Genomic DNA, 24064 nt, shown 5'->3' on the forward strand with positions numbered 1-24064 from the left:
CTTGAACTCGGTTGAACTTCAGTTGAAGTTGCAACCTGTGGTGGGGGCACTTCATGCGGCGGTTTCTGTTCTGGGCAGTGATTATCGTGGCCGGCATTTCCTGGCTGGGTTCGCACAAGAAGGATGTGCAACCCACTGCGTCATCGCTCACTCAGCCCTCCTCACTCACGTCGCCGGTCACGAACACACCATCATCAACACCCGCCCCGGAAATTCCCACTGCTCCCAACGGAGCGGATACAGTGCGATCCAAAATAAAGACAGCCCTCGGAAAAACTGTATTCGTGCGCGGCAAAGCTGCGGCTCTGCGTGCAGGCCCTGGCAAGAGTTTTGCGATCATTGACCGATACGATAACGGCCGTGAAGTCACCCTTCTGGACACCCAAGCCGACTGGTCGCAGATCAGGGACAATCTTACACAAAAAGTGGGCTGGATTTCAGCAAAGCTTCTCAGCGAGACAAAGCCCGATGAGGTGCTGAAACGGGAAACATCTCAGAAGCCAGAGCCTCTGCCAAAGCCCAAAATTGAAATTCCCAAAATCAATGACACCACCATCATCTAGAGCATCATCGCTCAATCCATCGCGGTCTATCCCGGCTCCTGTCCCTGTCCGTACAACACCGATCGCGGCGGGCGAAGATGCGGCAAGCGCAGCGCCTACAATCGCGGTGGCGGGTATGCTCCTGTGTGTTTTCCGGAAGATGTAACGAAGGATATGATTTCAACCTTTCGGAAGCGGTCGTGACAACATGATGTTAACTTGCGCCCCGACCTCATCGACTCCTGACAGCGACGAACCAGAACAGATTATAACGCACCCAAATTATAGGAGCTAAAATGGCACTTTCTCTATTTGAGGCGAAGAAACAGCTCCTTTCCGGCGAGGTCCTTTCCTGGCCGAAGTTCGGAGAGAATAAAGCGGGATCAACGCAATTATCTACGCCCGCGGCTCGGCGCCTGTTTCAATATTTACTGACTTGCGACCAAGTGAAGGTTGCTGAGGGAAGCGAGAGCCTATTCGACGGGCTCGTTTCGGCATGGGAGAATATAGACTTGGACCCAGCAGCTGATAAAACCCTAAGTGGTCCCGTCTCGACAACAGGACCGTGGCGCCTTGCACGAATTGAAAGCTCTGGTTTTGGGGGGCTCAACATGATTGGGGGGCCGAACTTGGACATACCTTTCGACGGTCAAAATTGGTGCCTTGAAGGTCAGAATGGTTCAGGTAAGACATCCCTTGTAAGTGCTATTATCTGGGCATTGACTGGCTATCGCTGCCGAGACCAAGATGGACTTGTCTTTGAGCGCGGCCATCGCGGACCTGTCTATGATGACTCTGGGGCTCGCATTGGCGACTGGCCAGCAATTGTTGCATATCCTTCAAACTCAGTCCAGCTGTCCGGTCCCGCCGCAACCTGGGTTCGACTTACATTTCAAGATCCGGAAGGAAACAGCACTCACGCTTATCGTAAGCTCATATCCGCGCCTAATGAAGAACCGATGATAGAGGTAGAGATTTCTTCCGATCTACTCGTCTCGCCCCACCTGTTTGAGGTTGGGTTACTCATGCCAGCGCGGCTCAGTCGAATAGGATTTGGCGAGAAGAGCCAGACCATTTATGAGGCGGTGAAATTACTAACTGGTCTAGACCAGATCGCAGCCATTGCTGAGGGAGCGAGCAGCATTACTCATAAAGCCAAGCGGTTTCTGAAATACTCTGTCGATAAGGGTGCTCCCGCACTAGAGACTAAAATAGCGCTACTTCTCGACCGCGCTAGCGAGGAGGCAAAAAAGGCAGAATTCGAGCTCAAGATTGCAGGTAACCGCCGGGACAAAAACTACTCACAGGAGCTTCGCAATATCGCCCAACGGGGATCTGAGCAGGCAGCTACCCATCTGGGCGTGTTGACTTCAGATATCACTGACACAATTGATATCAACGAGGGTGCTGACAGGGCGGCAATCAGACAAGCAGTAAGCATTGCACGCGGTATTCTGCAAGATAGTTCCAAGGGCGTTTCAATCTTTGATGCTTGGAAAGCAATGTGGTCAGCATATGACGATGCTGGCTTCCAAACCATCCCCAACTTAATCTCGCATACGCGACAAAAGCTAGCCGAGGCAATTTCCTGGGACGAGCGTCAGAGCAAAGACTACAAGCTGCGCCTCAAAGCTCTTGCTTCACAGTTTTTCGAACCGAGCACGCACGAGCATAATGAGGCGGATTGCCCTTTGTGCGAAAGTAAGCTCTCGGGCGAGAAGCGCCAAGCACTGGCAAACGAGTGGCCTGCCCCCTTGAAAGTGGTCCTTTATGAAGTATGGCTTTTGAGCCGATAAAGGATATTGAGAATGCCAAGCAAACGACACAAGCCCGAAGAGATTGTCATGAAACTGCGTCAGGTAGATGTTCTAAGTTCGCAGGGGGAAGTCGATGGCAGAAGCCATTCGATCGATAGGTGTGACGGAAGTAACATATTACCGGTGGCGGGCCGAATACGGCGGCTTGAAGGGTGATCAGGTCAAGCGGCTGAAAGAACTGGAAGCGGAGAATGCGCGTCTTCGGCGGGCTGTTTCGGATCTGACGCTGGACAAGATGATCCTTGCTGAGGCCGCAAAGGGAAACTTTTAAGCCCCGCACGCCGCCGTGCCTGTGTGGAGCATGTGGTTGAGGAATTTGACGTGTCCGAACGACGGGCATGCCGGGTTCTTGGCCAGCATCGATCCACACAGCGCAAGCTCTTGAAAACACCGGACGATGAAGCGGCACTGACCGCCGACATCATTGCACTTGCTCTCCAATATGGCCGCTACGGATATCGCCGCATCACAGCGATGCTGCATCGTGCGGGTTGGGTGGTGAATGTGAAACGGGTTGAGCGGATATGGCGGCGTGAGGGGCTCAAAGTTCCACACAGACAACCCAAGCGCACACGTTTATGGCTGAATGAGAGTTCGTGCATCCGGCTTCGACCGGAATACCCCAACCATGTCTGGTCCTATGACTTTGTTGAGGCTCGCACGCACAATGGAAGGAAAATCCGTATGCTCAATGTGATCGACGAATTCACACGGGAATGTATTGCCATCAGGGTGGACAGAAAGTTGAAGGCGACGGATGTCATCGACGTTCTGTCTGATCTGTTTATCCTGCGCGGCATTCCTGGTCACATCCGGTCCGACAATGGCCCTGAATTCATCGCCAAGGCCTTGAGAGAGTGGATTGCTGCCGTCGGTGCCAAAACCGCCTACATCATGCCGGGTAGTCCATGGGAGAACGGCTATTGTGAGAGTTTCAATTCAAAGCTTCGGGATGAACTGCTCAACGGAGAAATCTTCTACACACTTAAGGAGGCACAAATCGTCATCGAGAATTGGCGACGGCATTACAATACTATCCGACCCCACTCATCCTTGGGTTACAGATCACCTGCTCCCGTGGCTATTGTCTGGCCGTCTCAAAATGGGCCAGCCTCAACGCCAGTGATGGCAATCAGACCAAGTCTGCACTAACATTAAACCCGGATCGCCTCATGGGGGCAGGCCACGAGCTTAAAGCCCTAAAAACAGCATCGAACGAAGCAGAACGGAAGATTGCAGATGTCTGCGCCGAACTTGAAAAGAACATTCGCGGCAAGATTCCAGTCGTGCTTAACGGGCATTTCACTCTACTAGCAGCAATGCAGCCGAAAGATGCGTTTTTCGACGCGGCAAAGTCCGTATTCGTGAATGTAGCTCCCTTTACGACAGTTCTGACGGGAATGGCAACGTTCGCATCAACGACCGCAGAAAACCTCGCTCAAGAATTACCGGTATTTACCTACACGTCTAGCGATGTGCAGGATTCCGGGCCCGCCGTTGCTGAGCAACTGAATAAGTACATCCATGAAACCGAACGCCTTGTGGCATTGGTTGAATGGTGGAATTCGCATCGCCAATTCTTCGCAGCAGGTTGGAAGGAGCTAATTGGCGTTAAATCTAAGGATGGTGATTATCCGGCAGAAAGCCTTGAGGGCAAACTGGCAACGCTTGAAGCGGCGCTCGAAAAAGCCACGCCGTTAGATAATCTTGCGAAGGCACTGAATGACGTTGCAACAGAGGCCGATAAGTGGCTCCCAATTTATGAGAAACAATGTGTGCGTGAAGCGGTGGCTGTCGCGCTAGAGCCATTGAAGGAACTTCGGCAGTTGGTGGCGACTGAGACCGCGAGCTCTAGATCCTCGCTTTCTGGCCGTATCAAAAAGATACTTGAGCGAATTCACTTTCGAGAGCGCCTATCCTTTCAGGATGCGGCCCTTGAAAAGAAAACCGTCCAGATTGCGGCAAGTTTCGACCATGGATTTCGTATAGATGCGTCAGTTGTTGCTAATAGCTCTTGGCTTCGAGCAATCCTTTGGGCCTTCGTGCTAGCATTGCGCGAGCAAGCCATCGAAGACACTGGGATCAACCCTTTTCCGATCATGTTGTTTGATGATCCACAAGTGACTTTTGACCCGCGAAACAAGCGCAAGTGGGCAGAAGAGATTGCACGGCTGGGAAATACTGATCCTGCACACCCCACTGGGGCACAGGTTTTGTTGATTACGCACGAGCGACAATTCTTTCAAATGCTGGTTAACTCGGAGAAGTTAAACGGTAAGCAAGGCCTTGTTGTGCGCCTATGCGAGAGTTCGAAAGTTGCCACTGTCATTTATGGCGACAGCCTTGCGCGCGCCTATCAAGGAGCGATTGATTCGAACGAAGATGAGCAGGGCCATACCTACGTTTTAAAAGTCAGAACGTATTGCGAAGATCTACTGAAAATTATGCTCCGTGCCGAGGGACCTGAAATTTCTGGAATGTCTCTTGAAGCCCTCATGAGCGTTTTGAAATTACGACAGGAGGGTAGTGTACCACCGTTCTCCAATCCGTCGTTCAAGAACCTCCTCAACACGATCGGAGGTGGAGCTGGCGGAAAACCCATGCAATGGATAAACGAGTCTCACCATAAGTTGGATGGTACTATTGGCGTAGCCCAAGCGATGGATGTGAATGTGTTCTGGGAGACAAAGGTACAGTCTCTGCTTCACACCTGCTTCAAGATCTTCATAGAGTATGAAGCCCATGTGGGAGAGCCCCGGCTGTTCGCGTGGATGGACAACATTGTCGAACTTCCCACGAGCAACGCAGCGCATATAAAAACGCTACAGTTTCAGCACACAGGAGTGGCCGCAGCAGCTAAAACCGACGGTAGAGCAGGAGATGGACTCATCATGATTTCTGACCTTTCCCAAGCTCAGAAGCTTACTCTATATAATCACGATGCGTACCAGTTGTCAGCGGGCACACTTGATCCCGTGGCTGATATTGGTGATGTGATCATCGTCAGCAATTATGCGAAGATTCATGAACGAAGTCTTGTAGTCACCTCCTTCGAACATCAGTTACTTGCTCGGCGCTACAACGAAACAGAGATACATCCACACATTGCGGTGTTAACCGGGCAATCTATCGATCCGACTGCCCTTGTTCAGCCCGTTATCGCACCAAAAGAACGAATCCTAATGCGCAAAGTCGTGGGTACACTGTTTGCCAAAAACAAACTCCCCTTACCTCCCAAGGACGACAATGTTGAGTTTATCGCATTGCCGGACTTTCTAGTTATCCAGTCGATGCTCCAAGATGCAAAGCTATTTCAAGTCGAAGGAAGAAGCGCAGAGCCAATTGCATTAAACGGTCAGTACATTATCACCCAACAATTCAATACGGCAAATGTGACTGCCTCACAGTTAGATGGTCGGATGGTTATTGCTGTCGATGAGAGCGGTGCTCGCTACTTCAAGCGTCTTCGTTGCCAACAATCAATCATAGTCCTAGAGAGTATCAATGCTGATGGTGTACAGCACCTGCACAATTACTCAGTCTTGACGGGACCTTTGGCCTACCCAAAATGATTGGTTTGATGGAGGTTGTCGGAATTCTTTTTGAATTGCCTTAATCAGAAAATGTGGCTTCTGACTAAGCATTTCAATTCGCATAACATATTATGATTGTTCAGTTTTTTGGCCATTTTGAAGCTGATTTCTGGCTAACGGCTTCAATTTTCTGATTAAGCATTTCAATTCACTAAATCATTGAAAGAATTATGAAATTACTGATTTATGGCGCCGTGATCTGCTGACGTTTCGGGTATATTTGCAATAATATGGGATCGGCAAATATGATAGCTTCAGTTCCGAGAAACCCATTATTCTGCAAAGGCTTACGCCATGCTGACGCGCCGAAAATTGAAACGCTTAACCAGAAATCAGCACCCAATTTCTGGTTAACCGTTTCAAATTGAAGTCGTTAGTCAGAAGCCACATGAGTTAAGGAGGCCTCAAACTTCGTTCAATTCTACTGGTCTATAAAACCTAGCTAGATTGCCGACTTCGCCGACCCGAAGTTTGAGGGCATTAACCCGCTGTTTACGTTAATATTTTGCTCTACACAGTACTTATTTAGCAATTAGCTTCAGCTTAGGGGACTATAAAATCAAGAAGTCGAACGCGGATACGCAGGGGTTGCCGTCAGAACTACAATCAACCTGTAGTGCGTACCTCAGTCATCCAGACGCCCGTATTTCGGTCATTTTTTGACCATAGAGATGCTCACCCACTTATTATCGGCGTTTTCAAATGATCGTTTTCTGGTGACGTCTGATTCTGCATAAAACAGATGTTTGGAACTGAAATTGGCTTTGCCAGTCGATGGTCTACCACTTTGTTTGACTGTTTCATCGCCGTATTTCCAGCATGTAAGTTACATTGTGCTCGATCCACTGTCGGTTTACAGCGAACTACCACCTGCATACATACAGTGCATCGGGATCACGACTTCCTCTCCTCGTTCTGCGGCGAGCCGACCACTCTGACATGGTTTCCATTGGCTCTGAGTTGAGCAAGAAGCATTGGCCAGACGGAGAATTCGCCCTTAGCGGCCTTGTCGGTGAGGGAGCGCAGGTAGCCACCGGCGGAATTGATGTGTCCGGCACGCTGCAGAATGCAGGCAATGGCAATCGCGGCGTTTTCCTGACCGAGAATAGTGCAGGCTTCCTCATAGGCAGAGGGACTGACACCGAGCATGGAGCGCACGACAATGGCGGCCCCCATCAGTTCCGACCAGCTGGAAAGACCGTTCTTGGCATAGGCAGCAATATCGGGGCAGGCCTGGCGGACAAGTCCCAGCGGAACGGGTTTGGCATCAAAGGCTGAGACAGAGGCACCAAGTGCGGCCAGATTGATGCTGCGGCCGGAAAGATCGGTGCGCAGGTCCGATATGTCATCATCGCCGTTCAAACCGGACGGATCAGACGGTGCATTCAACCCGCCAGCCATGGCACGGCCACCAGTAAGACCGCCCTGCCCTGCACCGGCAGCGTTCCGGTCCAGCTTGTCCGCGGTGTGCTGCACATCATGCCCGGGTGTGCTTTCAGGCTGCCCGGTTATTCCCTTACTGTCGCTGGTTTGTCCAAGCGCATCTGGTTGTGAGGTTGGTTCGGTGTTTCGGCCTTGGTCTTTTCTAAAGCCAGGTTCAAGATCAGAAGTGGATTTGGTGTTTGAATTTTGTTTGTGGCGCTCAAAATGAGACTCTTTGGCGCTTGTTTGTTGTAAATTCAGCTTATCCTGCAACAACTTGGAGATCTCAAGTTGGATGCATTCAAGGCCGTCAATGACAGGCTCCAGATCGTCCGCCGTTGCCTGACGCGGAAGTGCATCAATCACACCCCTGAATGCCGTGTGGTGGCTGTTCCAGTCGATGTGCGGCATTTCCTCAAAGCCAAGCTCGATCAGCTTGATGATATCGCGGCGCAGCAGCGTCACCCGCTCCTTCATCAGTTTCAGCTGCAATCTTGCCGAGCGCACCTCTTCTGCCATGGCTTCAAACTCTGAGGCACGCACCACCAGAGGTGCCAGCGAGAACCCGAACGCTTCGCCGCCCTCCCCTGCCCCGGTCGCACCTGCCGCCCCGGTTCGGGCCTTGCGGGCATAGCGTTTGCCATTGGGGCTGTCTTTGCGGAAGATCAAACCGGTTTCCACCAGTGCACTCAAATGCCGGCGCAGCGTTGCCGGCGCCATGCCGTGCGAGCGCAGCGACAATTGCACATTGGATGGAAACACCACCAGGCCATTAGCCTCGGTGAGCTCGCTCTGCGGATAGAACGTCAAAAGTGCATTGAGCACCACCAGCGCCCGGTCGGATATCCCGATCAGCGCCCGTGCTTCGCACAGCGAGCGAAACAGTTTCCATTTATCAACAGCGGCCTCCGGATCGACCTCTCTGGCCTGGACCTGCGTTGCCAGCATGCCAAGCGACAGCGATCGCCGCCCAAAGGGCGTCGTGAATGCATTCCCGGTCTGCATGTCTCCTACCTTTCAATCAGGCAAAAGAAACCCGCTCGCCAAAACGACGCCAAACACTCTTGACACTGATTCCCGGAAATGCGATTCTCTGATTGCTACATCTATGAGAAGGGCTTCCGCGACGGCAACGTTCGGGAGCTTTTTCTTTTGCGGTTAATCTCCTGTTTTTCTTACTGTTTCCGATTCCCCGAACGCTCGATAGAGTTCGTCAAGGTTATCAGCAATATATGCACCGAAACGCGAAGCATTTTTAGCTTTCAACGCTAGGGTAAAACTCTTTCCTGTGTCCTTCATCTCTGCACTGAGCAATTTGTCCTTCGCAGACCAAGTTTTTGCCTTTGGAGTACTCGTTTTCTGAGTGGGCTTCTTCGCTCTATTCAAAAAATCAAAAAGCCGGATAAACCGCTCATCGCTTTCGCCAACGTTAAAGCCGTCAGAATGAACAAACTCATCCGCTTTGGCCTTGCCACCGGGTTGCTCGAAAAACTTCGATAATTGCCACCATCTATCGCGGCCGGTGGCTTTTGCAGCACCAACGGCAAGCACGATATGTTCAGGAATATGCGTCGATACGGACTGCATCTTGGAAAAGGTTGTAGGATCAAGCGCCAAGGCCGATTTGATGACAGCCTGATCGTAACCAAGATCGCTCAAACGCTTCGCAAAGAATGTCCGCTCAATGAAGGAAAGGTTTTGCCGGGCCGCATTTTCCTGACCTTGAGCGATAACATGATCCTGGTCAGCCATGGGCTTGACGACAGCGCGAACGAGCTTACCGAGTTGTCGGGCAACCTTAACGCGGCGGTGACCAAAGACGATCTGGTAACGCCCAGTTGCCGTGGGATGTGGCCGCACGAGAATAGGAGAGTCCTGCCCTCTCGTTTCAATGGCGGTCAGGAGCTCTTGGAACGGTGCATCATCTTCATCAATGCGATCAGAAACAAAGGAGCCATCGATAAGCGCAGGGTCCAGCTCAACAACGCTGCCCTTTGCCAGTTCCTCAAATGAACTCTTGATCGAACGTGATGCACCGGTAACGACATAGGAGAGCGCGTCATTGCGCTCCGGCTTCATAGGCGCCGGGTTCATCACGCTGCTGAAAATATCCTTGCGGGCCATCTAACTCCGTCCACTCTCAATCATGCATTTGATTTTCTTGATAAAAACCAGCGTTTTTACCGCAGTAAACTGTGTTGCCATCTCACCGTCCCCATGCACGATGAACAAGCGATGCAATTTCCGAATTAACCGCATCCAATGATTCAATCGCCCGTTCATAGGTTGTGCGGGTGAAACTGTTCTTCTCGACCTCATAAAGCGTCTGTTTGGTCAATCCCGCGTCGGAAACGGCGGTGGATTTCAGCATCGGATTGGCAAGGATTTCCTCGGCCAGCATCGATTGCATGAAACCAACCATTTGCGCCTGTGGAATATCTGTGGGTTCATAGCGGGTAATGAGATAGCGGAACCAATCCAGCTCCACTTTCGCACCGGCTTGTTTGACAGTCTTCAGAATGCCACCGAGCATCAAAAGAAACTGCGACATCGACATCAAATCGAGCATCTGCGGATGAACGGTAATAAGAACGGATGTGGCAGCAGACATGGCCGTCAAGGTCAGATAGCCCAATTGCGGCGGACAATCGATCACCACCACATCATAACGATCATCCACGGCTTCGAGCGCGCCAGCTATGCGCGTAAAAAATTGCCTGCCTTCGCGTGATGCCTTATCCTGCATGGCCAGCGGCGTGTCATACTCGTATTCCTGCAGCTCAAGATTAGCCGGGATAATGTCGAGACCAGGAAAATTGGTTGACAGAATGACATCGGTAATTGGCTTGCGCTCTTCATCGTACCGGATGGACTCATAGAGTGACAAATTTCTGTCCAGCTCCGGCTGAAAGCCGTGCAATGCAGAAAGAGAAGCCTGCGGATCAAGATCAATTGCAAGAACCCGGTGTCCTGTCAGCGCGAGATATTGCGCCAGATGAGCTGCCGTCGTGGTCTTGCCGGAACCACCCTTGAAGTTAACAACTGCGATAACCTGCAGCTTGTCGCCAGCCTTGCGATGCGGAACGTATTTTTTCACTTCCGTCCGGCCATTGCGATCAAGGTAATGACGCAGTTCCAGCATTTGCTCGGCAGTGTAGGAGCGGCGGCCGGACGACGCTTGTGCCGGTTCTGGGCCCTTCCCTTCCAAGTGCAGCCGCTTGAGATTGTTTTGCGTAACGCCAAGATAATGCGCCACTTCAGCCATGGAAAATTGGCGCAACGTCTTCTTGGCGTTCGGCGGAAATTTTTCCATCCGAAGCTGATTCAAGCGGCGTGATATCTCTGCACCCTGATCGAGGATCTTGTCATCAAACTCAAACTTGGGCAGAGGCATGGCGAAATTCATCGAGAGCAAAACCTCTAATAGCGCTTTTTCTAAGCATTTCCTTAAAGAAGCGCTATTAAGCTCCGATTCTCAAGTGCCGGCAAGAAATTTTAGGTTAACAAATGGTTAACGGAACTTGGCAAACCAATATAGCAATACTTGCCCAACTGCGCCGCTTGCTATTTGCCAAAAACAGAACATCACTCATCACATCACCTATATGTTTGATTTGGTTGGTATATTTCGACATATTTACCGCAGTAAAGTTTAACGACAAGGTTTTATGCATGGAATCCACCGCTATCCCAGGCAAACTGTAACTTAGCTTTAAGCCAAAGTTATCCCATGATTGTTTAACCGGATAGTCTCGGATTAACCGTTCTCAGCCCCGTAAATCAGCCATCCGAGGCGAATCGCACGCGATTTCGTCCTTCCGACTTAGCGCGGTACAGCGCGACATCAGCTGCCTTGATCAAACGTGGCAATTCAGCCTCGCCGAGGGGACCCGAAGCCACACCAAAACTGGCTGTCATGCTGAGCCGAACATCGTTGCCAATCAGAATTTCATGCCGCTGCAATGCCAATCTTATCCGACGGGCACGCATCACCGTATCTGCCAACAGATCCCCCGATGACAGGATAGCAAACTCTTCGCCACCAAATCTGGCAATGACATCTGCCGGACGCAACATGGAGCGTATGAGATCAGCTACCTCTTTCAAGACGCGATCTCCCGCCTGGTGGCCGTAAGTATCATTAACCTGCTTGAAGTAATCGATATCAAGAAGGATAAGACAGGCACGCTCTGGCTCCTCCTCATTGTTCTGCGGGCTCCGGCCGATGAGATCCAGGGTTCTTCGGTTGAAAAGGCCCGTTAGCCCGTCAGTCTCCGCTTGTTCCCTCAGTTTATCGGTTAAAACTGCCCGTTCCTGCAATTTGCCACGAAGTGTTTGGATGGCATCGAACAGGTGCCGCATTTCACCAGTGTAGTGCTGGCTTTGAGTGGCCGGTACCAGCCGATCCCGTGCAAGGCCGATAACCTCTTCCCGTGCGTACAGCAAAGGTGACAGTACGGACCTGTGGACCATGCGGACAAGGCTGATTAACGTAAGAAGAATTGCCATTGTTATCGCTATGACCATAAACAGTGTATTCAGGGCGCGGTCCCGGGCCAGAATGAGTTCATCGATTGTCACGTTCAAGAACTCTGTACGCAAACTCTCCAGCGGTCGAAGTGTCTTAACAAAACGCGCCGTAAACTCCTCTGCATTCATTGAATAGCCGCCGGAATTTCTGCCCTCCACTATGAGCGTGTCTACGATTCCCAGCCCATCGCCAAAAAAAATATCCGCTCAATTTCCTCGCGTTTGCCTGAAAGACGGGGATCGCTTCGAAAAAGGGCATCCTGCCCGCCAATCAATCGCCAAAGCTCGTTGATACGCCCCCGTGTTCTACTGCTTTCAATGAAATTCTTTCGATCCAGCGGATGGCCTGTGGCTATGGGCGCCATAATCTGCGACGCAATGCGCCCGCCATATTCCCTGAGATCACTCAGCATGTGCCCGGTCAGTACTGAAGCCGCGATACCACCGTCGGTATCGACAAGCTCATTGACGTTCCAAGCCACAACAGACTGGTAATCATCAACGACCGCCAGCATTCCCTCAATACCTTGTTGCACATCCTCCAAGCGCTTTTCATTGACTGCGAGATTGTCTACACGATCGACTTCCGCCCTGGCATATTTAAGCCGGAAACGAACACTCTCGATGTAACGCAAGGGGATAGGATGCTCGGGATCGTCCAAATCTGCGGTAGCGGGCCGTGCAATCACATTCAGAGCGGCATCGCTTGCCGCCCGAAATTCCGCAAGGCGCTGCAATGCGGCAGTTGATGGAGCACCGATACTTCCCATGACGACATTGGATGGACCACGTTCGGCCGAAATTCGGTTTGCAGCATCCAATACCAACCGAAAGCGTTCCACATGGGCAAGGTTTTGCCGTGCTAGCCAGTAGTCGCCATACGACGGCGCTATGACGCTCGCAGCAAGCACGGCTGTGCAAACAACCGCCATGCCTGCACCGGTCCAGAGTTTCCAGTACAGGCTACGCCCGGTTTGACGTGACAAGCTCGCTTCGGTTGACGAAGGGGAGGGCGTTCCAGGAGATTTCCCGGAACGGGTGGGGCGAAGTGAAATCAATCGAAACTATCCTAGAGCAAATTTTGTTTATTCGAAGCCAGTTCTGTTTCTCGGATGGCGAGGCAATCCACGCGGAAGGTAGCAAGGCCGATGTTTACCCATCGGACGAAGCTGCCTGACAAAGTGGGTGTCCGCCAGCCGGAAACCCGAAGGGCCGGGTGAATTTGGGCCAATTCCTGCGGGCTTTGACTTCACCCGATGGGTAAACATCGGTCTTGTCAAACCCCTTGACCTTGCCCACAAATTCCCTCCGGCAGAACGGCTCCGAATAAGCAAAACTTGCTCTAGCACCATAGGTCGCACCAGCAGCTTTCAACTGCTTGCAAGACTGTACTTCGTCCCCTCTGAAGTCTGTGTCCAATCCGGATCACATGTTCTCTTAGTTCAATCCTATGAACGGTTTGAAATAAGATATCAATAGGCCATAAAAGCTAGGCAAAATGCCGACGATCGCCGATCAAGTACGATTGTTATAAATTCGAACTCAAATGCTGCAGAAGCAATGAAATCGCACCGATTTCTCCGGTGCGATTTCACTGTTAAGCGCTTACTTTTCAGCGTCTGCCTTGCGGCTCGCGTCATCCTCAACCAATTCGTACCACATCGCATTGAGCACCGCAAAAGCCGCTGCAAACGGCAATCCCAAAAGCCAGGCGAAATACCACATATCATTGCTCCTTCATCGAACTAGTAAGCATGGCCGCTCTTGTTGCTGACAGTCGTCTCGTCAACCTTGCCCCACAGTACCCGGTAGACCCATGTCGTATAGGCAACGATCAGCGGAATGAAGATTGCGCTGACCACCAGCATAATGAACAATGTCAGATGACTGGATGACGAATCCCATACGGTAAGGCTTGATCGGGCATCAATCGACGAAGGCAGGATGAAAGGAAACATCGAGAGGCCCACCGTCGCGATGATGCCAAAGATCGACAGCGCGCTTGATAGCATTGTCGCAATTTCGCGCTTTGCCCGAAATCCGAGCAGGGCAGCAGCGGCGCCAAGAAAACCAAATACCGGAGCAGCCAGCATCCAGCTGTGCGCATTAAAATTGGCAAACCAGGCATTCTTGTCCTGCACCACTGTTTTCAGCAGCGGATTTGACGGTCCGGCCGGATCAATCACACTGGTGATGCGATAGCCGTCAAAACTCAACCACAACACAAGCCCTGCCAAGGCAAAGAGGACAATCGTAAGGGGAGCTGCAATGCTGCCAAACCGCCGGGCGCGCTCGGCGACGATACCCGACGCCTTGAGTTGCAGCCAGGCACTGCCATGCATAACCAGCATAGAGACCGATAGAAGCCCACACAGAAGCGCGAAGGGATTGAGCAGGCCAAAGAAGGACCCTTCGTAGAAAATGCGCAGGTCGCCGTTAAAACGGAAAGGAACGCCCTGCAATACATTGCCAAGCGCCACGCCGAAGATCAGCGACGGCACGAAGCCTCCAACAAACAGTGCCCAATCCCATGCTGAACGCCAAACCCTGCTCTCGCGTTTGGAGCGATATTTGAAGGCAACCGGCCGCACAATGAGGGCTGCCAGAATGATGAACATCGCCAGATAGAACCCTGAAAAGGATACAGCATAAAGCGGCGGCCATGCGGCAAAGATTGCGCCACCCCCAACGATAAGCCACACTTGGTTGCCTTCCCATATGGGACCAATTGTGTTGATAGCGATACGGCGTTCCATATCTGTCCGTGCTACGAAAGGCAGCAAGGTACCGATGCCCAGATCAAATCCGTCAGTGACGGCAAATCCAATCAGAAGCACACCGAGCAGAACCCACCAAATCAGCCGCAACGTTTCGTAGTCAATGAATTGATGCAAAATCATGATTGTTTACTCCGCCGGTACAATGTGAGGGGAAATCAGGGTTGCTTCCGGTTCAGTGTCCGGTTCCGGCCCCTTGCGGATCGCACGCAGCATCAACCCCATCTCGATGATGAAGAGCACGGTATAGATCACCACAAATCCGGCGATAGTGATGAGAAGCGATGTTGCGCCAAGATTGGAGACCGCAGCGGCCGTTGGCAACACGCCCTCAATGATCCAGGGCTGACGTCCGAACTCCGCGACAATCCAGCCAAGTTCCGCAGCGATCCAGGGGAGGGGGATCGCAAGGACGGCAATACGCAAGAGCCATGGATAGGTGTCCAACTGCCGGCGCACCGACAAAATGAAGAACGTCATCGTGAGTAGGATGAAGAACATGCCTAACCCAACCATGATGCGGAATGACCAGAAAAGCGTCGGTACATGCGGAACAGTATCCCACGCCGCTTTTGCGATCTGCGCCTCGGTGGCTTGACGTGGATCATCCACATAGCGTTTGAGGAGCAGGGCGTAGCCAAGATCAGCCCCGTTATCTTCAAACGTGGTGCGTATATCAGGGGAAACCGTAACGGTACTGCCAGCCTCGCGAATCTTCTGGAGCGCGTCGTAAGCAAGCAAACCCTGCCTTATCCGCTTCTCGGCATGCACAACCAGATCTTCGATGCCGGGGATGACGGTGGTCAGCGACCGCGTGCCGATCAGGCCCATGACCCATGGAATATGCACAGCATAATGGGTTTCACGTGCCTCCTGATCTGGAAAACCAAAGGCCGTGAAAGCCGCCGGGGCCGGTTCGGTCTTCCACATGGCTTCGATAGAAGCGAGTTTCATTTTCTGATGCTCGGTCGATAGATAGCCGCTCTCATCACCCAGAACGACAACCGAGAGTGATGCAGCAAGTCCGAATGACGCTGCGACCGTCATCGACCGTTTGGCGAGGGCTGTGTGACGGCCTTTAAGCACATACCATGCCGATACGCCGAGAACGAAGATTGATGCCGTTACGTAACCGGCGGAAACGGTGTGAACAAACTTGGCCTGGGCCACTGGATTGAACAAAACCGCAAAGAAATCAGTGACTTCCATCCGCATCGTCTGCGGATTGAATGCTGATCCAACCGGGTTCTGCATCCAGCCATTGGCGATCAATATCCACAGAGCAGAGAAGTTTGAGCCAATCGCAACGGCCCATGTTGCGGCCAGATGCCCGACTTTGGAAAGTTTGTCCCAACCAAAGAAAAAGAGGCCAACAAAGGTGGCTTCCAGAAAGAATGCCATCAACCCTTCAATGGCTAGCGGCGCTCCGAAAATATCGCCCACATATTGACTGTAGTAGCTCCAGTTCATACCGAACTGGAATTCCATGACGATACCCGTGGCAACACCGAGCGCAAAATTGATGCCGAACAGCGTACCCCAGAACTTGGTCATCTGCCGCCAGATTGCCCGGCCGCTCATGACATAGACCGTTTCCATGATGGCAAGCAGCACCGAGAGGCCAAGCGTTAACGGCACGAAGAGAAAATGATAAAGCGCCGTTATCGCAAATTGCAGACGCGAAAGCGCAACAATGTCGAGTTCCATTTGCATTTGCCGGGCTACAAGTCCGGCCCCCTGTTGTTCAGCATCGCCAGCGGCAAATGCTGAGTGAATGAGACTACGGCCTTAGTCCGGCCGCAGTGCCAAAAGTGCGGCGTCAAACATCGGTTCGCCGCGGCGTATCGAGGCAATAATGCGCCCCTGTTTCAAGATCAGCAGCCGGTCAGTTATCTCGGCCTCCCGCCGGTTATGGGTAGCGATGATAACGGAACGCCCGTCCATATGCTGCGTCAGGCGACACAGGACATCCCGTGCGGTCTCGCCATCAAGACCCTCCGTGGGTTCATCCAGCAGCCAAAGCTTTGTGTTACGTAACAAAAGACGCGCAAGGGAGAGACGGCGCGCCTGACCGCCAGAAAGGCCTTGTCCGCCTTCGCCAAGCCGCGCGTCCAGTCCGCGAGCCATTGTTTCGGCATGGTCGGCCAGTCCCGCAATCGCCAGCGCACCCCAAAGATGGTCATCATCGGCATCCGGAGCGGCAAGTTTGAGATTGTCGCGCAGACTGTCCTGAAAGAGTTCGGTTTTTTGCGTGAGCAGTGTAGCGGTCGCACATGCAGCGTTTCCATGTGTTGGTGTCAAATCGCCCGCGATCAACGCAAGCAATGTCGATTTACCGGCACCACTGGGACCAATCAGAGCGATGCGTTCGCCGTCAGCCATAGACAGAGATATGTCGTGCAGGGAAGCAGCGCTCGTCCCGCGATGGGACGCGGTGATGTTTTCAAGCTGAACAACAAATCCCTCCGGGGGAGGGGAGGGGAGAGCAGGGGGGGGGGCAGTTACGAGACGTGGTCCAATGCGCCTCGCACTGAGGACCGTACGGGCCAATTCCAATGCACCGCGCCGCAAACCCGCAAAAGGCTCGAGAGCCGCCAGGGCAATCAACAATCCAAACGCCGCAACAGGAGCACCAATCGCACCAGCTTGAGCGAGAACAGCCACGCCGACGAGCGTACCTGCCAGCAGAACTGCCGAAGCGATACCAAAACCGGCTGTAACTGCCATTTCGGTACGATTCAACGCATCGTCGGCTTGGGCCAACCGGTCATCGGCGGCCTTGATTGTTTCGCGCTGCGCCCAAATACGCCCAGCCATGATTAATTCAGTCTGGCCGGACACCAGATCAATCACGCGGGAGCGCAACGCCTCCAATGCGTGCGTGCGGCGGCGGGATGCGCCGGTTGAGAAGCGCGCGGCAAGAACGGGAATTCCAAAACCAGTAAGCAACAGCCAGCTTCCGGCCATCAGACCCAGCAAGGGGTGCATCAGACCTAGCGCAACGCTGACAACCAGAGCCGAACACAGTGCGACAGCAGCGGGCACCAGTACCCGCAGATACAAGGAATCCAGCGCATCGATATCGGCGGTGAGCCGGAACAAAAGCTTGGCTGGACGGCGTAAAAGCGATTGCGCCCCGTCAGGCATTGCCCAGCCGCGGAAAAGCTTCTCACGCAACGCTGCCAAAACACCCAAAGTGGCATCGTGAGTCGTCAACCGCTCGCCATAGCGGGCGGCGGTGCGGGCCAATGCCAAAAACCTTATCCCGGCAGACGGAGCGAAAACATCGAATGCGAAGGCTGCAGCGGATGAAAGCCCGGCAATTGCCGTCGCCGTAATAAACCATCCCGATAATCCAAGCAGGGCGACACCGGCCAAAACTGTCGCGGCTGCCAGAAGAGCACCGGTCAAAAGAGTGTAGCGCCGTTCTGCAAGAAAAAGCTGAATAATGGGCTGGAAATCGCACCGGAGAGTCATCACACACTCTCCTTTGAAAAATCGGACCGTAAATCGATAATGCGGTGCGCTCGGGCTGCCAATGCGGGATCATGAGTCGCGATAACCAGTGTTTTGCCGAGTGCCAAAGTGAAAAGCCTACCCGCTATATCGCGTGCGGTTTCGCTATCGAGGTGCGCAGTTGGTTCATCAGCCAGAATGAGCGAGGCATCAGGATCAGCCGCCGCACGGGCAAGCGCCAGCCGCAGCGCTTCACCGCCGGAAAGACCGGAACCGCCTTCGCCAATCGACGCTTTACCACGGGCGTTGGCAACATTTTCCAGTGCCGCCTGCTTGAGGGCAGATGCGACAGCTCCGGCGTTGACATGCGGGTGGCCCAAGGAAACATTTGCGGCAACAGTTCCGGCGAAGATATGCGACCGCTGACCAATCCAAGCAATCTTGTTGCGCTGTTTGAAAGCCGCAGCAGATGTCATCGATTGACCGGCAATGGTTATTCTGCCGTTTTCAATGGGCGCCAAGCCAGCAATGAGCGCCAGAAGCGTGGACTTGCCGGATCCGCTTGGTCCAAGCAATGCAACATGCTCCCCAGCGGAAATGTCGAGATCAAGGTCCTCAAAGATCGGTAAGTCATTGCCGGCGTAGCGAAAAGTCAGGCCTCGGATATGGATAGCCGATGCATCTGCGGCTTCCGGAATAGTTCTAAGCTCTTGTTTTTCCCTGTGTTGCTGACCGGGTAACTGCATACCGTCATTGGCAAGCTGGCGCAGAGCGTCCAGTGCCGCTTCTCCGGCGGCGCGATCATGCCAGACAGAAGAGAGTTCGCGTAGGGGCTCAAAAAAGGCAGGCGCGAGCAAAAGGATGAATAATCCCTCGTTGAGGGTCAGACGGCCGGACCATGTGCCAAAATCAAGCTGCCCAAGCAGATGAAAACCCACATAAACCGCGACCATGGCAACGCCGAGTGCTGCAAAAAGCTCAAGAACGGCCGAGGATAAAAAGGCAATACGCAAGACTGCCATCGTGCGTGTTCGCAAGGATTCGGCATCCGCCCTCAATCGCCGGGCGGTGAGATCAACTGCGTCCAGCGAACGGATCGTTGCCAGACCACGCAAACGATCCAACAGAAAAGCATTCATACTGCCCATTTCAACAAGCTGCGCCTCGCTTGCCGCCTTGGCGCGCCACCCGATGAGCGCCATGAAAATCGGGATCAGCGGTGCCGCGATGAGCAGAACGATAGCCACCGCCCATGAAAGGGAGAGAACACACAGCAAGATGGCAAGTGGAATGACCGTGGCTTTCAGCCGCGCAGGACGGAAGCGTGCAAGATATGGCACAACGGCCTCTGCCTGTTCGGTCAATATGCTCGCGGCTTCCCCGGACGCAGTGCGGCTGGGATCGAGCGGTGAACGGTTGGCGAGGGCTGCAACGCTTTGCTCCCGCAAGGCAGAAAGAGTTGTACGCGCGGCACCAAAGGCCATTCGGTTACCGGCAGCGTCTACCAAGGCCCGCATAACCCCGATGGCAAGTACGCCGAATGCCAGCCAGAGAATATCGGCTATTCCATTACCAGCAGCGATATACCCGACGGCGATACTCAGCAGTCCAGCTTGCGGGAGCCAGAGCAACGCGGCACCAATCTGGACAAAAGCCGCTGCTCTTCTCGGCAACTCCTGTTTCTTTTTCGCTGTGTTTTCAGTCCCTTGCGCAGACACATCAGCCGCTACGGCAGATTCTTCCGCGCGAAGGGCAATGGGAGCACAGACAGCATCAGCTGACATAACATTCAAGCCTTATCCGCATTGCGCTTGGAGCGCCCAAGCGAGATAATCTTGTCCTTCGCCTCAAGTAAACGCGTCACCTTCGCGCCAAGCGTCAGCAAAGTGGCCAAACGGTCCGTTTCGAGCTTCTTGACGTCATCATACCACGTTGTCAGCTGTTCGATCAGCCCATGCATCTCGGCCATACGCGCTTGCGCGTGGCGTTCCGCATCGCTCGCGGGCTGTTGCATCAGAATTTCGCGCAGAACAGAGAGGGTTGGGTCCACTTCGCGCTTCTTCCGCTCTTCGGCGAGTGTGCGCAGTATCTGCCAGACATCATCTGGCGTCGTGAAAAAATCCCGGCGATCATCGGGCAGATGCTTGAGCAATACAAGGTTCCAGGCCTGAAGCTCGCGCAGGCTCATTGAAACGTTGGACCGGGAAATGCCAAGCGAGTCGACGATCTGATCCGCATTCAGCGGTTCAGGAGAGACGTAGAGCAATGCGTAAATCTGCCCGACGGTGCGATTGATGCCCCAACGGCTACCCATCTCGCCAAAGTGCAGTACGAAAGATTGAACGAGCGGAGGAAGATTCATCAGACATTCCCGATATAACAGTTATTTCAGTAATTACTGAAATAACGATATTCCATGGAAGGATGGGATGCAAGCGATGCCGAATGGTCAATTGGCCGCAGACCATTTCTCGACACAAATTCTTTGTTATTCAAATGCTTAAAAACAAAAAAGCCCGGCTTTTGGCAGCCGGGCCTTTCAAACTTTAGTTCCGCTAAAATTGAGGTTAGTTCAATCCGAGCTTGCCGCGCAGTGTCGAGAGGTCTTCAGCCAGCGTGTTCACGGCTGCGGCCAATACCGTACGATCATCGTCAGTCAGCTTGTCATACAACTCGTACCCTTCAGCTGTCTTGTACTTCGACAATGTCTTGTCGACAGTGTCGAAATTACCGGAAACCTTGGTAACGAAAGCTGCATCATCCTTTTCGATCAGCGGGCGAACCAGATCGAAAATTTTGCGCGAGCCGTCGAAGTTTGCCTTGAAGTCCCACAGATCCGTGTGGCTATAGCGATCTTCTTCACCGGAAATCTTGGTTGCGGCGACCTCTTCCATCAATGCAGCGGCACCACCAACAACCTTTTCCGGAGGGAATGTCAGCTCTGTAATACGCTTGTGGAGTTCAACAACATCTGCCTGCAGCTTATCGGCAAATTCATTCAATCCTTCCGTGCTGTTCTGGCTGAAAAGACCATATTCAAGGCGATGAAAACCAGTGAACCCTGGATCTTTCTCAGCCTTTTCATGATCGTCAGCACGGGAATCGATCGAACCATCAAGATCGCTGAACAGTTCGGCAACTGGTTCAACGATTTCGTAGTTCATACGGGTCGGAGCATAAAGTTTCTTGGCTTTTTCGAGATCGCCGGCCTTGATGGCATCTGTGAAGGCCTTGGTTTCTGTAACCAGTTTTTCCAGGTTCTCACCGATAAAAATCTTGTATTCAGCGATCGGGCCAACGAGGTCGAGCGGCGATACTTCAGCATTCGCGGCACGCGGCGCAATGACCGCCGTAACGGCGAAAACACTGGCTGCAAGGTAGGCTCTGAGTTTCATGGATAGCTCCTTCAGGATTTGCTGTTTGTTGGAGTGTGGCCGGCTGCTTCCAGTAAGGTTCGGCCGAGAAAATCGTTGGCATCGACAACGCCGGGCAAGGTGAAGAAGAATCCACCGCCGATCGGCTTGATATATTCTTCCAGCGGCTCGCCATTCAGCTTGGTTTGAACGGCAATGAAACCCTTTTCCAAATCCGCTTGATAGCAAATGAACAAAAGGCCTTGTTCAAGCTGACCGGACTTGCTCACGCCGTTCGAATAATTGAAGGGGCGGCGCAGGATCAGATTGGCTTCTGCGGCCTCGGTGCGGTTGTTTGCAAGCCTGATATGGGCGTCAAGCGGCGTTACTGTGCCCTCAGGGTCTTTCGGGTAATCCGGCACCTGTGTTTCGTGATGTCCGCCAAATGGCGCACCGGTTGGCTTGAGGCGTCCGATAATACGCTCCTGTTCGCCAAGCGGCGTACGGTCCCACCGCTCGACAAAATTACGGATAATGCGCACGGCCTGATATGTCCCGTTACGCGCCCACACCGGTTCATCGCCAATGCCTTGCACCCAGACAATTCGATCCATCAAAGCAGTGCTGCTTGCATCCGGGTTGGCTGAGCCATCGCGAAAGCCAAGGAAATTGCGGGCGCTTTGGTGCGTACCGTCAGGGCTGCGCGGCAAAACGGGGACAGAACCTTCCTGTTTCCAGCGCAAAACCATCAAATCCGGCAGGTTTTTCAAGATATCGCGCAGGGCATGAATATTGGTGTCCGGCGTATTGGACGAGATCTGCAAAGACAAATCCCCGTAGCAGAGAGACTGGTCAAGCGCGTCATTCGTAAAGGCCTTCATGCGCGAAAGCCGTGCCGGTTTGTGCGGCAACAGCCAGTCACGCTGATCAAAGAACGATGCACCGAGTGAAACGGTCATCGTCAGATTATCCGGCAGTACGATGGGACCGAGAATACCGTTATCTGCGGGCGGCAGCTTGTCATCCAGGGCAGGGGGCGTGCCGCCCTTCATCAGAAAGGCAATGCGTTCCGAGAGTGTACGGAACAGCCGTTCGACGTCTGCAGGCGTATTGGCAAGCACCCGGAACGACGCAATCATGCCTGCAGCGGGGCGAGGGGTCACGATACCAGACTGATATTGGCCATGGAACGGCTGCTGCTCCAGCATCTTGTCGCTGAGCGGCGCATCTGTGACCTGTTCGCCATTGTTTTCAGCAGCTTGTGCACCGCTCATTCCGGCAGCCAGAGCGGCACCGCCTGCCGCTCCGACTCCGAGCAGTAGGCTGCGGCGACTGGTGATGAAAGCTTTTGTGTTTGTTTCTTCCGTCATGATCAAATCCCGTCTATTCGAGCCCGACAGCCGCATTGAGCTTGCCAATGGAATCGGCCAGCGCCTGCATCTGTGCAGCGAGTGCCTTGCGGCTATCAGCATTCACATTGTCATAAGGCGGGAAACCAACGGGTCCGCGCAGCGCTTTCAGCGCGCCATCGACGGCGGCGATCCGCGTCTCAATATCAGCCATGACAGCAGGCGAGCCTTGCGCCACTACTGGCTTCATCAGTGCCATCATGCGCGAAACACCGGCAATATTGGCTTCAAAATCAAGCAGATCAGACTTTGCATAGTGATCTTCACCCGCCGCAATCCGTGTGCTGGCAATCGTATTGATAAGGCGGGCTGCACCGCTGGCAATCTGGTCCGGCGGGATGCGTAACGACCGCACGCGATCTTTCAGCGCTGTCACGTCAGCCAGCAGCTTGGCAGAAACGGGCGTCAGACCGTCTAGGTTCGCGGTGGAATACAAGCCATACTCAATGCGGTGGAAACCGGTAAAACCGGCATCCGCCTCACGCTTCTCCAGATAATCGGCAACGGGATCGATGGCATTGTGCAGATCAGCGAAGCGATCCGCGATCGGTTCCATCTGCATATAGGGCAGACGAGCCTTCTGATAAGCCTCGCGCGCCTTGTCGATGTCGCCAGCCTTGATTGCATCGTCCAGCGCCTGAACACCTTTTACGAGGGCGCTCGACTGCGTTGCAAGAAACACCTGATATTCGGCCAAAGGCCCAACGAAGGCCACAAGCGCCGGGCGAGCAGCGGCGGCAGAAGCTTCTGCAGACGGCATAACAGTCAGGCTTCCGCGCGGGCTGGTGAGAAGCCCACAGGTGATTTCATATTTACCGGGATTGAGTTTGGCAGTGAGCGTCTGGGTGAAGCCCGGGACGATATTCTCCCGTTCTTCCAATACCATAACACCATCGAGGATTTCCCATTCAAGGGCGCGATCAGACTTGTTGACGATGTTGAACGTGGTACGTCCTGCCGGAACGGTCAATGTATTCGGATCGCATTTTCCTTCGCTGATAGTCACCACGATGGCGCCGTTCGCTGCGCCGGTCCTGACTTTGGTCGAAGCGTAATAAAACGCTGCGCCGCCTGCGAGCACCAATAGTACAGCACCGGCAATGCCGAACTTCATCAGCTTTTGTGAGGGCGGACGGGGAGCGGAGTTCCCGGTGGCTTGCGACAT

General features: G+C 53.2%; 17 protein-coding genes and 2 pseudogenes. 5 read left to right on the forward strand and 14 right to left on the reverse strand.

Annotation, left to right across the window (positions count from 1 at the left end; translation table 11 throughout):
• Positions 1 to 53 precede the first annotated feature (53 nt).
• From HB779_RS21985 to HB779_RS22000, 5 genes and pseudogenes are all read left to right on the forward strand, one after another.
• Positions 54 to 563 carry an SH3 domain-containing protein gene (locus HB779_RS21985; RefSeq protein ID WP_244642768.1) on the forward strand — a complete coding sequence of 170 codons (510 nt, stop codon included), beginning with the start codon at positions 54 to 56 and terminating at the stop codon, positions 561 to 563.
• Positions 564 to 566: 3 nt separating this feature from the next.
• Positions 567 to 746: pseudogene (locus HB779_RS25510) on the forward strand (SH3 domain-containing protein); the annotation flags it as partial.
• A gap of 92 nt (positions 747 to 838) precedes the next feature.
• Positions 839 to 2338, forward strand: a complete 1500-nt coding sequence (locus tag HB779_RS21990; protein WP_188346098.1) for an AAA family ATPase — start codon at positions 839 to 841, stop codon at positions 2336 to 2338.
• A 12-nt stretch (positions 2339 to 2350) separates the two neighbouring features.
• Positions 2351 to 3511 (forward strand): annotated as a pseudogene (locus tag HB779_RS21995) (IS3 family transposase).
• 20 nt (positions 3512 to 3531) lie between these two features.
• Positions 3532 to 5931 (forward strand): hypothetical protein, encoded by a 2400-nt coding sequence (locus HB779_RS22000; RefSeq protein ID WP_188346099.1) that lies wholly within the window; start codon positions 3532 to 3534, stop codon positions 5929 to 5931.
• A gap of 915 nt (positions 5932 to 6846) precedes the next feature.
• Here the strand turns inward: HB779_RS22000 and repC are convergent.
• The 14 genes from repC to efeO (HB779_RS22070) all read right to left on the reverse strand — a co-directional run bounded on the left by repC (position 6847) and on the right by efeO (HB779_RS22070) (position 24064).
• Positions 6847 to 8379: a plasmid replication protein RepC gene (gene repC, locus HB779_RS22005; RefSeq protein ID WP_188346100.1), complete on the reverse strand. Its 1533-nt coding sequence runs from the start codon at positions 8377 to 8379 to the stop codon at positions 6847 to 6849.
• Between the two features lie 153 nt (positions 8380 to 8532).
• Positions 8533 to 9498: a plasmid partitioning protein RepB gene (gene repB / locus HB779_RS22010; protein ID WP_188346101.1), complete on the reverse strand. Its 966-nt coding sequence runs from the start codon at positions 9496 to 9498 to the stop codon at positions 8533 to 8535.
• Between the two features lie 82 nt (positions 9499 to 9580).
• A complete protein-coding gene (gene repA, locus HB779_RS22015) occupies positions 9581 to 10780 on the reverse strand; it encodes a plasmid partitioning protein RepA (protein WP_188346102.1) in 1200 nt (399 codons plus the stop codon).
• 374 nt (positions 10781 to 11154) lie between these two features.
• Positions 11155 to 12033: a GGDEF domain-containing protein gene (locus tag HB779_RS22020; RefSeq protein ID WP_188346103.1), complete on the reverse strand. Its 879-nt coding sequence runs from the start codon at positions 12031 to 12033 to the stop codon at positions 11155 to 11157.
• A 41-nt stretch (positions 12034 to 12074) separates the two neighbouring features.
• Entirely contained in the window at positions 12075 to 12890 is an 816-nt protein-coding gene (locus HB779_RS22025; RefSeq protein WP_188346104.1) for a hypothetical protein, read from the reverse strand.
• Between the two features lie 619 nt (positions 12891 to 13509).
• A complete protein-coding gene (gene cydX, locus HB779_RS22030) occupies positions 13510 to 13629 on the reverse strand; it encodes a cytochrome bd-I oxidase subunit CydX (protein ID WP_188346105.1) in 120 nt (39 codons plus the stop codon).
• Positions 13630 to 13649: 20 nt separating this feature from the next.
• A complete protein-coding gene (gene cydB / locus HB779_RS22035; RefSeq protein ID WP_188346106.1) occupies positions 13650 to 14804 on the reverse strand; it encodes a cytochrome d ubiquinol oxidase subunit II in 1155 nt (384 codons plus the stop codon).
• A gap of 6 nt (positions 14805 to 14810) precedes the next feature.
• Positions 14811 to 16388 carry a cytochrome ubiquinol oxidase subunit I gene (locus tag HB779_RS22040; RefSeq protein ID WP_188346107.1) on the reverse strand — a complete coding sequence of 526 codons (1578 nt, stop codon included), beginning with the start codon at positions 16386 to 16388 and terminating at the stop codon, positions 14811 to 14813.
• An 81-nt stretch (positions 16389 to 16469) separates the two neighbouring features.
• Positions 16470 to 18161 carry an amino acid ABC transporter ATP-binding/permease protein gene (locus HB779_RS22045; RefSeq protein WP_371823948.1) on the reverse strand — a complete coding sequence of 564 codons (1692 nt, stop codon included), beginning with the start codon at positions 18159 to 18161 and terminating at the stop codon, positions 16470 to 16472.
• Positions 18158 to 19921 (reverse strand): thiol reductant ABC exporter subunit CydD, encoded by a 1764-nt coding sequence (cydD, locus tag HB779_RS22050; protein WP_188346109.1) that lies wholly within the window; start codon positions 19919 to 19921, stop codon positions 18158 to 18160. The genes HB779_RS22045 and cydD overlap by 4 nt, the downstream gene beginning before the upstream one ends.
• A 5-nt stretch (positions 19922 to 19926) precedes the next feature.
• On the reverse strand, positions 19927 to 20499 hold the full coding sequence (locus HB779_RS22055) for a GbsR/MarR family transcriptional regulator (protein WP_188346110.1): 573 nt from the start codon (positions 20497 to 20499) through the stop codon (positions 19927 to 19929).
• Between the two features lie 205 nt (positions 20500 to 20704).
• On the reverse strand, positions 20705 to 21532 hold the full coding sequence (gene efeO, locus HB779_RS22060; RefSeq protein ID WP_188346111.1) for an iron uptake system protein EfeO: 828 nt from the start codon (positions 21530 to 21532) through the stop codon (positions 20705 to 20707).
• Between the two features lie 11 nt (positions 21533 to 21543).
• Positions 21544 to 22860, reverse strand: a complete 1317-nt coding sequence (gene efeB / locus HB779_RS22065; protein ID WP_188346112.1) for an iron uptake transporter deferrochelatase/peroxidase subunit — start codon at positions 22858 to 22860, stop codon at positions 21544 to 21546.
• A 13-nt stretch (positions 22861 to 22873) separates the two neighbouring features.
• Positions 22874 to 24064 (reverse strand): iron uptake system protein EfeO, encoded by a 1191-nt coding sequence (gene efeO / locus HB779_RS22070; RefSeq protein WP_188346113.1) that lies wholly within the window; start codon positions 24062 to 24064, stop codon positions 22874 to 22876.

This window comes from Phyllobacterium sp. 628, assembly GCF_014189505.1.
GTDB lineage: Bacteria > Pseudomonadota > Alphaproteobacteria > Rhizobiales > Rhizobiaceae > Phyllobacterium.